This is a genomic window from Pontibacter chitinilyticus (assembly GCF_039748935.1).
GTDB lineage: Bacteria > Bacteroidota > Bacteroidia > Cytophagales > Hymenobacteraceae > Pontibacter > Pontibacter chitinilyticus.
Genome location: NZ_JBDIZJ010000004.1, coordinates 308,460 through 320,622, shown reverse-complemented (window position 1 = coordinate 320,622; position 12,163 = coordinate 308,460). Strand labels below are relative to the sequence as shown.

Genomic DNA, 12,163 nt, shown 5'->3' with positions numbered 1-12,163 from the left:
CCCATGACTAAAATCGCATTTGTGACCGGAGCTACTTCCGGTATAGGACATGCCACTGCTCTGGAACTGGCCAAACAAGGGTACCGCATAATTGCCACCGGTCGCCGTACCGACCGCCTGGACGAATTAAAGCAGCAGCTGGCCGATGTGCCGGTTTATACACTGGCGTTTGATGTGCGCGACAAAGAAGCCGTGCAGCAGGCTGTAGACTCGCTGCCAGCAGAATGGCGGCAGATAGAAGTACTGGTGAACAACGCCGGCAATGCCCACGGGCTGGCACCTATCCAGAAAGGAAGTGTGGATGATTGGGATGCCATGATCGATATCAACGTGAAAGGCCTGCTTTATGTAACACATGCGGTGCTGCCCCTGATGCTGGAGCATAAGAAAGGCCATATCGTGAACATCGGTTCTATTGCCGGCAAGGAAGTATACCCGAACGGCAACGTGTACAGCGCTTCCAAATTTGCGGTAGACGCGCTCTCCAAATCCATGCGCCTGGACCTGGTGCAGGAAGGCATCCGCGTATCGGAAGTGAACCCTGGGTTGGTAGAAACGGAGTTCTCGGAAGTACGCTTTAAAGGCGACAAAGAGCGGGCGGAGTCGGTATACAAAGGCTTCGATGCGCTGCAGGCGCAGGACATAGCCGAGCTAATCAGCTTTATTGTTACGCGACCGGCCCACGTCAACCTGGCCGAAGTACTGGTGCTGCCGACGGCACAAGCGTCCGCAACGGTTTTGCATAAGCAATAAGAAAACCTCTCTTTAAACCAAAGCCGCCCCCTATTGCCACACGGCAGCGGAGGCGGCTTTGGTTTTGTATAAGGATACTCTGATCAGTTGATCGAGCAAAGCTTAAACCCTTAGTGAGCCACGAAATGCCCTGGCGGCATAGTATGATTGTGCCCCATTGTGATATACGAAAACTTGGTTATAGCGGAAATCAGCAAAGATGGCACCACCAAGTTCTCTGATTGCAGGAGGTGTTTTCAACCAACTCGACGTTTTCGTATCGAACTTACCAAGCTGCTGCAATTCGCGGTATTGTTCTTCTGTCAAAAGCTCAATGCCCATGGCAGCAGCCATATCTAGAGCGTTATTTTCCGGTCTATGTTCTTTCCTGGACTCCAACCCTTCGCGGTCGTAACAAACACTTCGGCGGCCTTTCGGGCTTTCCGCTGAACAATCAACGAAAATGTATTCGTCCGTTTCTTTATCATAACCCACTACATCCGGTTCACCGCCTGTTCTTTCCATTTCCTGAAGCGACCACAGCTTTTCCGGATTCGCTTCCAGCTTTGCCTGAACCTTGTTCCATTCTAGCGCTTTGTGGCGGTTCCTGTTTTTCTCAAAGCGGGCTTTCAAGGTGCTGAGAAGTTCCTCGCGCTGTGCTGCGGATACCTCCTTGGTATTGCTCTTTGTCATAGTTTTGCTTTTGATGTCTTGCAAGTGGTTATGTTCAATGCCGGGAGAAATAATTGGAAGCTTTTAACCTTAAAAATGGAATAGCTTTGTACTATTCTTAAGCGTAAGGCTGATTCTTCAGCCAATTGCTCCTGCGAAAAGCCTTTCCTTTTCCTTAGTTCCTTAATTTTCGATGCTAAGTTCTGATTACCCATCTTGATTATCTCTTGGTTCATCAGCAAAGGTATTGTATGGCCTTACTGGGTATTGCGTCAGCTTTATGACAATCTTACGTCATTTATGCCAACGTACTGGGCTATAAGGCGGCATAGCTGCCTTATAGGTGTTGTTACCTAAAGTCATTTTGTTTTGACCATTATTATACCTCCATACTGGTACCTTCCAGCAGGTAAGCTATCTCTAAACAACGTGAAAAGCTTCCAAGAGTCAAACTCCTTATTTATTGCAGAAAGAACATTCCTTACACTTTTTACTTCCCTTAAATCGGAGTTTTGATAGTGGTCGTTTTCTGGTTCCCAGTATGAGTAGACTCTGTACTTATCACGGGAGCTTACTTCAAACACATATGTCGTTCCGTCCAATCCATTTACATACCCCTCTACATCATAGCTGTCTGGAAGTTCTTCAACTCCTTCTTTTTGAAGTTGCTCTATGAGAATCTTAGTTACAGATGCTGGTATGATTACCTTCTCGCTTACTACTGCCTTTTTTTCCTCTTTGCGGTTCAATTTAGTTACAAAGTTCACCAACTGACCCTGATAAACAGAGTCATTAACTTTGATAAACTCAACTACTTGATATGGTTTCCACAACCTAATAGCTGTAGTATAGTCAGAGTTTTCAAGATTCTGCAGGTTCAGCTCACTTACATCCTCGTCAATATAATTCTTCCAGAACGACTCTTTCTTGTTCTGTCCAAGCAATGGGAGAGAAATAACAAGCAGGAGAAAAAAACTGATTCTTAACTTCATTGATTATAGGTAACTAGTAGATATGCGTAAACATACGATTATTGGTACCATGTGCGAAGAAGGCAAAGCATGCTCTCCCTAATTTCTAGATTTATCGCAACGCCTCGTACAGCACCTCAATCGGGTGCAGAGCCTTCCGCTGCGTGCCGTCATAGATCTGGTGGCGGCAACTGGTGCCGGGGGCGGCGATGATCACTTCTTCCGGTTGCTGCCGTACAGTAGGGAACAGCACCAGCTCGCCTACCTGCATGGAGACATCGTAGTGCTCGGCCTCATAGCCAAAGGAGCCGGCCATGCCGCAGCAGCCGGATGGGATCACCTCCACTTTATAGTTGGGCGGCAGCGTGAGCATCTGCTGGGTATACAGTACCGAAGATAGCGCTTTCTGGTGACAATGGCCGTGCAGTTTTATCAAACGCGCTTCCTCCTTAAATATGTCTTTCGGAATGTTCTGGTTGAGCATCTCACGAGCGATAAATTCATCAAACTGCAGGCAGTTGATGGATAACGTTTTGGCGTCTTCGGTTTGGTCTGCGTCTACCAGGTCGATGTATTCGTCGCGGAAGGTGAGGATGCAGGAGGGCTCGATGCCTACCAGCGGCGTATCGCTGGAGATGAGGTCTTTGAGCAGGGCTACGTTGCGCTGGGCTAGCTTTTTGGCGTCGCGGAGCAGGCCTTTGGAAAGATAAGTGCGGCCGCTTTCCTCGTGCCTGGGGATGTCTACTTCATAGCCCAGTCGCTCCAGCAGCAGCACGGCGGTTTTACCAATGTGCGTGTCGTTGTAGTTGGTGAACTCGTCGCAGAACAGGTATACCTTCTTCTTAGCGGCCTGCGGCGGCTGGCCGGCTGTGCGCTTATGCTTCTTAAACCAGCTGCGCAGCGTCGTTTCCTGAAGCAGCGGCATGGTGCGCTCTGGGGCAAAGCCCATCATCTTTTTGGCGATGGCGGCCGTCGTGCCGTTTTTGAACAGCAGGTTATACATGCCCGGCGCTATGGCGGCCAGCTGGTTGGCCTTGGTAAAGTTACCCACCATGCGCGTGCGGAAAGGCACGCCGTTCGCATCATAATAATGCTGCAGGAACTCGGCTTTGAGCTTGGCTACGTCCACGTTAGAGGGGCATTCGGACTTGCAGCCTTTGCAGGAGAGGCATAGATCCATCGTCTCTTTGATCTCCACGTGGTCGAAGCGGTTCTCTTTAGTGGAGCGCGTCAGGAACTCGCGCAGCATGTTGGCCCGGCCGCGGGTGGTATCTTTCTCGTTACGCGTCACCATGTAGCTGGGGCACATGGTGCCGCCGGTCAGGTGCGTTTTGCGGCAGTCGCCGGAGCCGTTACAAAGCTCTGCTGCCCGCAATACGCCTCCCGTTTGGTTGAACTTGAAGACGGTATCAAACGCGGGTGTTTCCTGGCCGGGCTCGTAGCGCAGGTAAGTGTTCATGGAGGGTGTGTTCACGATCTTGCCCGGGTTAAAAATGTTGCCCGGGTCCCATACCCGTTTCACTTCCTCCAGCAGCTTGTAGTTGGCCTCGCCCACCATAAACGGAATAAACTCGCCCCGCAGGCGTCCGTCGCCATGCTCGCCGCTCAGTGAGCCGCGGTACTTCTTTACTAAATGCGCAATTTCGGTGGCAATGGTGCGGAAGAGCTGGTTGCCTTCCTCGGTTTTAAGGTTGATAATCGGGCGCAGGTGCAGTTCGCCGGAACCGGCGTGGGCATAGTGTACGCAGTAGAGGTTATACTTCTCCAGCGTCAGGTTAAAGTCACGGATAAACTGCGGCAGGTCCTGCACATCCACGGCGGTATCTTCAATCACCGCCACCGGTTTGGCATCGCCGGGAACGTTGGACAGCAGCCCGAGGCCGGCTTTGCGCAGGTTCCATACTTTCTTGGTATCCGGCCCGAACACCAGCGGGTAGTGGTAGCCGAGGCCGTTGGCTTTTAGCTCCTGTATCAGCGCCTCCGCCTGTACTTCAATTTCTGTCCGGGAGTCGCTGCCAAGCTCTACCACCAGGATAGCACCCGGGTCGCCTTCCACGAAAAAGCGGTTCTGGCTTTGCTCGATGTTGGTTTTGGTACACTCCAGCACGTAGTGGTCCATCAGCTCGCTGGCGCTGGGATTATAGTGCAGGGCCACCAGATTCGCCCGCAACGACTCGTCCACGCTGTGGCAGTGGATGCACAGCAGGCCAGTTTCCGCGGGTGGCAGCGGGTTGACGTGCAGGGTGATCTCCGTTAGAAAGGCAAGCGTGCCCTCCGAGCCGGCTATCAGCTTGCAGAAGTTGAAAGGCACGGTACCTGTGGTGAAAGGCTCCGTCTCCAGCAACATATCAAGGGCATAGCCGGTGTTGCGCCGCGGGATGCTTGGCTTCGGAAACTCACGGCGGATGTTTTCCTGCGTGGGGGCATGGGAGAGCATGGCTTTGGTTGCCTGGTAAATGCGGGTTTCCAGCGAACCGGAAGTATGCTCACCCCGGCATTTGACCTCAAACGCAGCCTCGCTCAGCGGGCCGAAGGTCGTTTCCGTCCCGTCGCTTAGTATGGCTTTCACCGAGAGCAGGTGCTCGCGGGTGCTGCCATATACAATGGAGTTGGAGCCGCAGGAGTTGTTGCCCACCATACCTCCGATCATCGCCCGGTTGGCAGTAGAGGTTTCGGGGCCGAAGTATAAACCGTGTGGTTTTAAAAACATGTTGAGCTCATCCCGGATCACGCCAGGCTGCACACGCACCCAGCCTTCTTCGGGGTTCACCTCCAGTATCTGGTTGAAGGTGCGTGATACATCGACGATGATGCCATTGCCTACCACCTGCCCGGCCAGCGAGGTGCCTGCTGTGCGGGGAATCAGCGAGGTGCCGTGCTGGCTGGCAAAAGCAATCAGCTTTTTGATATCAGTAACTGTTTTCGGAAAAGCAACAGCTTCCGGTATTTCCCGGTAAGCCGAGGCATCGGTGGCGTACAGTGTACGCATGGTATTGTCGAAGTATAGCTCTCCTTCCAGTTGTCCGGAAAGTTGCTGTAGTTTATCAGAGTTCATATAAGTTGATTCCGTATCTACTCCCGGCCGGGTAAGCGTTGAGCTTCTTCAGGTCAGGAGCGGAAAAGATAAAGCCAGGTATAAAACTAAAGTATGATGGGAGCCTGCAAGTATAGGCATCGGATAGCGCCGTCCTGACTTCAGCACCAGCTGGGGCAACAGGTAAACTTCGGGCCAGTATTCATCCTAAATTCAAAGCATTCTCCTATCGAAAGGTAAGCAGCGGAGCGGGAATGTCAAAGTATAATGTGCAGAAACAGACTGCTTTGATCTTCTGCCGGGTAGTTGCCTCAAACAGAATCTTTGCATACTGGCTCAAACACTGGGAGATTAGCCAGGTGCTTTACAGACCGGTTATACTATAGCTGCAGGAGAAGATCAGTTGAGGTAGTAACGGAGCAGCCAGCCCGCCGCATCATACTTGTCAGCGGCGATGGCATCATCTACAGCTATGGAAATATGTTTGTCCACATCATAGGTGTTCCGGTATTTGGTGTCATCAATGCGGATGGCATTGCCAAAATTAGCGCCTTTGCTGTGTACCTGGTAAGTATCCTCGCCGGCGCCTCCCCATAACTTTATTTTAATCTTTGGCTTAACGGCCCCTGTCACCAAAAAATGATCATCGCCGCTGAGCCCATACAATTCCAGTTCATCTGTTTCATCAGCCAGAAAGGTACGCTGCCACAACAGCTTCTGTTTTTCGCCATCCTTATCTGTTTTAAACACGCGCAGCTGCACCTCTTTCTCTGATAGTACCTCCACCTCAAACAGTTCGTGCTTATCGGTGCCGACGGCTTGTACTTGTTCGGCCAGGATGCTGTAGTAGGTGCGGGCCAGCTTCGGCAGGTTATCGCGGCGGGTTTTAAAAGCAGCCATCAGCGGGGCAGCAGTGAGCTGATAGATTGTGTCGGGCATACGATGAAACGCCTTTTCTATTACGGCATCGGTTAGCTCCTGCTGCACACTGTCGGCCACCTCCTGCCAGTCCTGCCATGAGAGCCTGGCAAGTATAAGTTCATCGAGGTTACGCCCGCTGTGGTTCAGGTTTTCGAGGTCTTCCCGGCTGAGGTGCGGGCGGTAGGTCTGGAAATGCGGCTTGAGGCCTGTGTGCATGAAGAGCCACGGCACAGGTGCATCGTTGAGCCTATAAAACACGTTGTCACGGTCGCGCGGAATTGCCTGGTAAGTATAGCCTTTGTCGGAATGTTTTCGTTCGGCCCAGCGCCAGTTGTCTTCGTGCCGGCTCCAGTCGCCCAGCAGCATATCGAGGAGGCGCGCGCGCAGGTAAAAGCGGGCATCAAAGTCGGAGTCGTTGTCAGCAAAGCGTTCCTCCATGGCGGAGCGGGTACTCTTCACCTCTTTTGCCCTGCCCATTTCCGGATTGTCGGTTTGGTCGCCGTCCGGCCGCCGTTCCAGCAGGGCCAGCGTGCCGCCTATACTTGGCAGGTACTTGCCCAGGCGCGGGTCGTGGGGCACATATACCAGTTCGGGTGTTGTGTGATAGATGTGGGCAGCCGCTGCCAGGCCGGGTATCACCAGGGCCGCATATGGATGTAGGGCACTGTTTGCATCACGGGCAATGTCGGCCAGGTAACTGTGCTGCAGCCACTCCGGCAGCACACTGGCGGGCTCTTTATCAATAGAACGCAGCACATACTCTGTTCCCTGCGGGTTTTGCAGGCGAAGGTTGATGGTTTGCCGGCTGCCACCTGCTCGCATCGGGTGCAAGCCTCCTTTGGCCGTGCCGATGTCGAGCACGTGGACCTGCACCGGTGTGTACCAGGCAGGGCGGTAATGTTTGCCATAAAATAAAGTATGCAGGCGGCTGCGCTTGTAGTGCGTACCGGCAGCCACTGTAATCGTGCTATCGCTGTAGTCTGCGGCGGCAATGTGCGCGGGCGCGGCCACCTGTTGCACCGAATGGGTGAAACTGCAGCCAGATAAAACCGCATGCAGCCCCATCAGCAGGATGATCCAAAGTATAAAAGCGCGAGATCTCATAAGTATGGGTGCATGGGTAGCTAAAGGAACAGTGCTGAGGGTGAAGTATCAAAAACCTTCCCTGTCGAAGGCATGCACGCGAACATCGCGCGTGCGTTTATCTTTAGTGGTAGGACCTTCTTCCAGTTGTGTGCCCCGCTCCGTATCATACACCCACGTTTTCTTTCCCCCGTGTGCTACTTCCGAGGTGTCCTTGATCTTATCTTCGCCAAGGCCACCAACGATCTTTACTTTGATGCCTTCGTTTACCTTGCCGCTTACCTCAAAGGTATCGTTGCCACGCAGGCCGTAGAGCGAGATCAGCTTGGTTTCGGAGCGGTGAAAGATGCGGTGAAAGAGGACGTACTCATCGGATTTGCGGTATACCGTTACTTCTGTGTCTTTGTCGTTGAGGCGTTTCACCACAAAACGTTCTTCTTCATCGGTGCCTGCTACAATGGGTTCTTCGGCCAGGATAGTATAGAATGTTTTTGCAGCCTCGGGCAACAGGTCGCGCCGGCTTTTCAGGCGAGCGATTGTTACAGGGCCGGTCAGCTTAAAAACAGGCGCAGGAAAGTGATGGACCGCCTTTTCAATCACAGCATCTGTCAGTTCGCTCTGCAGCACCTGCGCCAGCGAATCGAACTGCTGCCGGGTTACTGCCGGCAGCACCCGCTGATCAATAAATTCGGCGTTGATGGTAAGGTCTTTTACATCTTTGTACTCCTTTGTGAAGGACGTAAACTTGCGAATGCCCCAGTTGCGGCTAAAAAGCCAGGGAAAAATACCGTCGTGAAAGCGGAAGAAAGCATTGTCCCGGTCTTTGGGAATCGGGCGGTAGATGGTTTCGCCTTTTTGCTTGAACTGTGCCCATTCCCACTGCCCCATGTGCCGGTCCCAGTCGCCGATGAGTAGGTCGAACAGGCGGGCTTTGGCAAAAGCCAAGGCATCAAAATGCACATCGTTTTCGCTAAAGCGCTTGTTGAGGACTGTTGTGGAACCGTCGATGTCGTTGGCTTTTTCTATAAGCGGCGTCAGGTCTTTTTCGCTGTCAAACTTATTTTCGATCAGAAACAGCTTGTCACTGAATAGGGCTTTGTTTTCCCCGAAGTCGCTGTCATTGGGCCGTACGTACACCAGCGATGGCGTGGAGTGGGGGATACCTGCTGCTGCTGCCAGTGGCGCTACAATCAACGCGCCGTAAGGGTTGGCAGCAGAGGTCTGGTCGCGCAGCAGGTCGAGGGCTACCGTGTGCCGCCAGGCCTTTGGCAGTACCACATACGGGTCTTTGTCAAGGGAGCGAAGCGCATATTGCTTGCCCTGCTTGTCCGTCAGGGTCATGCTGGTCGTTTGAAAGCCACCGCCTAGCTTGGTAAACGCCAGCCCTCCTTTAATAGTATCCATCTCAAAAACAGGCACTTTTACAGGCGCAGCCCATACGTTGCGGTAGTGCTTTCCCCAGAACAAGTTGTGAAAGCCGCTGCGGTCATAGTGCTTGCCGGCAATTACTGTGACACTATCCAGTGCAGTGGGGTTTTGCTGTAGCTTTTGGAGCACAGAAGCGTCTGCCACCGGGGTTTTGGCGAAATAGTTCTTCCGGACACAGCCCGAAAAAAGTAGAAGTATAAATATAGCTACGGGGAGCTGCTTATAGTTAATCCTCATATGGGGCGCTTGAATTATGCATGTATCTAACGTAAACGGTTTATAATGTTTTCATGTGAACGGTAGTAATTTCGTTGCTAAATGCCTTGAGCAAGAGGTGAAACAAGTATGGCGGATCGGGTAGCTTAACAGGCAAACCAAACCTGCCGGCATTAGCCACATGGAAAGAAACTTGTGCGGCAGGGCAAATGAAGGAAAATCAGCATATTAGCAGCAACCAGCAGGCATTTTTAACGGCTTTCCGGCGCTGTTTTGGAAGCGTGCGCACAGGCTATGTTGCTGTTAAAACAATTGCAGATTGCTATGGAAGCATAAGAAATTTAGCTCTACCTTTGCGCGCCTATTTGCTCATATATTTGAAAAATCTATTATATTTACTGGTTTTTGCCTTTTCAGTTTCTGTTTGCCAGGCGCAATTCAGAATAGCAGGCAAGGTGACGGATGCTGCCACAGGAGAAGCACTCCCTTTTGTCAGCATTTATGTCAAGAATACCGCCATCGGCACCTCAACCGACATGAACGGAGCTTTTAACATCAGGCTTACCACGGCTCCTGATTCTATAACGGCTTCCTACGTTGGTTATTTGCCTCAGACGCTGGCGGTAAAGAAAGGGGTGGCGACGCAGGTACTCGACTTTCGGTTGGGAATAAGCGCCAAACAACTGCAGGAGGTGGTGATCCGCCCCGGCGAAAACCCAGCCTGGCCCATCATGCGGCAGGTTATCGCGCATAAAAAGGCAAACGATAGGCGCAAGCTAACGGCGTACAGCTACGAGGCCTATACTAAAATGCAGTTTGATGTAGACAACCTGGGCCAGCAGAAGGGCAAAGGCGTGATGGGCAAAGCCATTACCTCGCTCGTAGATTCGCAACTGTACTTGGCAGGCGACGATGGTAAAAAGATGCTGCCCTTTTTCATGTCCGAAACACTGTCGGATTACTACTATAACCGCGACCCACGGAAGTATAAAGAGTTGATCAAAGCCACCAAAGTAACCGGTATCGGCCTGCAGGATGGCAGCCTGGTGTCGCAGGTAATCGGGAGCTCGTACCAGGACTACAACTTTTACCAGAACTGGGTAAGTGTGCTGCAGAAGAACTTTGTGAGCCCCCTGGCTGATAGTTGGAAAGCCTCCTATACGTATGAGCTGGAGGATAGCTTATACTTAGGCGATGATTGGTGCTATCAATTGAAAGTTGTGCAGAAGCGGCCGCAGGACCTCGCATTTAACGGCACCATCTGGATAGCTGCCAGCAGCTATGCGCTCCGGAAGATCGACGTAACTGTAAGCAAATCAGCCAATATCAACTTTGTACAGGGCATTCACCTGGTGCAGGAGTCGCAGCCGGTGGGAGAGAACGCCTGGATGCCTTCTAAAACAAATGTCAGCATCAAGATTGTGGGGCTTACCAGGAGCCGCCCCGGCATACTAGCTACCGTCAGTACCTCGTACCGCGAAGTGGTAGTGAACCAGCCGCAGCGGCCAGCATTTTTCGACAAACCGGTGGAACTCCTGGCTAATGCGCAGAACAAGCAGGAAGATTTTTGGGATGCACACCGCCACGATTCTCTTAGTATAGCCGATCAGCAGGTATATGCAACTATCAACGCGATCAAATCAACCCCCAAAGTAGCGCACTTCACGAACCTGGTTACGGTGCTAGCTACCGGCTATAAAAAGCTGGGCAAGGTGAGCTGGGGGCCATGGCCGTATACGTATGCCTATAACGACGTAGAGGGGCACCGCCTGCAGCTGGGCGGTAAAACGAATATTGATTTCAGCCATAACTGGGAGCTGAGCGGCTATGCGGCCTATGGCACAGAAGACCGGCAGCTCAAGTATGCGGCCAATGCCCGTTATATTATTTTATCGCGTAAGCGCTGGAGCGAAGTGGGCGTGCACCACAGCGAAGACCTGGAACAGGTAGGGCTGATGTCGGATAAGCTGGAAAGCAGCCCGCTCTTTATGGCCCTCTCGCGGTTCGGTACGCTGCAGCGGCCGTTCCTGATCAAAGAATCAAGTGCTTACCTGCAGCGCGACGTGCTACGCGGCATTACGCAACGCCTCACCGTTCGTAACCGCGCCTTTAGCCCCACGTACGATTTTGCTTACATAAAACAGGCAGGAGAGCAGCCGGCGCTGGAGAAAGCTTTTACTACAACCGAGGTAAGCTTTATGACGCGCGTGGCCAACAACGAGGTGTTTGTGCAGAACGACAACGAACGCATTAGCCTGGGCAATGGCAACTGGCCGGTGTTTATGGCTAAATATACGGTGGGGCTGAACAACACCCTTGGCTCTACACTGGAGTACCAGCGCCTGGACCTGGGCTTGGACCAGGAGTTTCCGATGGGGCAGCTGGGCAATGCTGTGTACCACCTGGAGGCAGGTAAGATCTTTTCGCCGGTGCCTTACCCGCTGCTGGAGGTGCATACCGGCAACGAAACACCCTTTTACTACGACGCTACCTATAACCTGATGAACTACTTTGAGTTTGCCAGCGACACCTACGCCTCCTTACACTACGAGCAGTACTTCGAGGGTTTGCTGTTTAACCGCCTGCCCCTGATCAAAAAGCTAAAATGGCGGGTACTGGCAACCTCCAATATCCTGTATGGTAGCCTGAGCCAGCAGAATAAGGCGCTGCTTTCGCCGGTAGGTTATGCGGGTACGCCGCAGGGCAGCTTCAAATCGCTGGGTAGCACGCCGTATGTAGAGGTTGGCTATGGAGTAGAGAATATTTTTCGCTTCCTGCGGGTAGATGCTTTCCACCGCCTGACCTACCTGGATGAGCCTGGCACCCGCAAGTTTGGCGTGAAGGTGTCGGTGCAGTTTAAACTGTAAAGCTTGGCGGAAATGATAAAACCAAAGGGCCGCTATACTTTAGCGGCCCTTTGGTTTGTATAAGTAGGGTACAGTAGCTCCGCGCTATATCATATACTTACTGTGGCAGGCATCCGCAGCAACTACAGAAATGGCCAGGTGTGGTGCCGCAGGGGCTTTATCTTTAGCCCGCAACGCACTTTTAAACACTTAGTACGACAGCACCAGTCCAGATACGCTCATCAGCAATATAAACAGCA

At 52.3% G+C, this 12,163-nt stretch carries 7 protein-coding genes; 2 read left to right on the top strand and 5 right to left on the bottom strand.

Translation table 11 applies throughout. The annotated features are described in order from the left end of the window. Positions 1-3 precede the first annotated feature (3 nt). Positions 4-753 (top strand): SDR family NAD(P)-dependent oxidoreductase, encoded by a 750-nt coding sequence (locus ABDW72_RS09545; protein WP_347158317.1) that lies wholly within the window; start codon positions 4-6, stop codon positions 751-753. A 102-nt stretch (positions 754-855) separates the two neighbouring features. Here ABDW72_RS09545 and ABDW72_RS09540 read toward each other — a convergent pair whose 3' ends face one another. The 5 genes from ABDW72_RS09540 to ABDW72_RS09520 form a co-directional block, all read right to left on the bottom strand. Continuing rightward, positions 856-1,425: a DUF4256 domain-containing protein gene (locus ABDW72_RS09540; protein ID WP_347158316.1), complete on the bottom strand. Its 570-nt coding sequence runs from the start codon at positions 1,423-1,425 to the stop codon at positions 856-858. A 338-nt stretch (positions 1,426-1,763) separates the two neighbouring features. Then, positions 1,764-2,396 (bottom strand): hypothetical protein, encoded by a 633-nt coding sequence (locus ABDW72_RS09535; RefSeq protein ID WP_347158315.1) that lies wholly within the window; start codon positions 2,394-2,396, stop codon positions 1,764-1,766. Between the two features lie 91 nt (positions 2,397-2,487). Continuing rightward, on the bottom strand, positions 2,488-5,430 hold the full coding sequence (locus ABDW72_RS09530; protein ID WP_347158314.1) for an FAD-binding and (Fe-S)-binding domain-containing protein: 2,943 nt from the start codon (positions 5,428-5,430) through the stop codon (positions 2,488-2,490). A 378-nt stretch (positions 5,431-5,808) separates the two neighbouring features. Continuing rightward, positions 5,809-7,434 carry a hypothetical protein gene (locus ABDW72_RS09525; RefSeq protein ID WP_347158313.1) on the bottom strand — a complete coding sequence of 542 codons (1,626 nt, stop codon included), beginning with the start codon at positions 7,432-7,434 and terminating at the stop codon, positions 5,809-5,811. Between the two features lie 48 nt (positions 7,435-7,482). Next, complete coding sequence (locus tag ABDW72_RS09520) at positions 7,483-9,078, bottom strand: hypothetical protein (RefSeq protein ID WP_347158312.1); 1,596 nt, start codon at positions 9,076-9,078, stop codon at positions 7,483-7,485. Positions 9,079-9,434: 356 nt separating this feature from the next. Here ABDW72_RS09520 and ABDW72_RS09515 point away from each other — a divergent pair, with 356 nt between their 5' ends. Beyond that, a complete protein-coding gene (locus ABDW72_RS09515; RefSeq protein WP_347158311.1) occupies positions 9,435-11,924 on the top strand; it encodes a DUF5686 and carboxypeptidase-like regulatory domain-containing protein in 2,490 nt (829 codons plus the stop codon). Positions 11,925-12,163 lie beyond the last annotated feature (239 nt).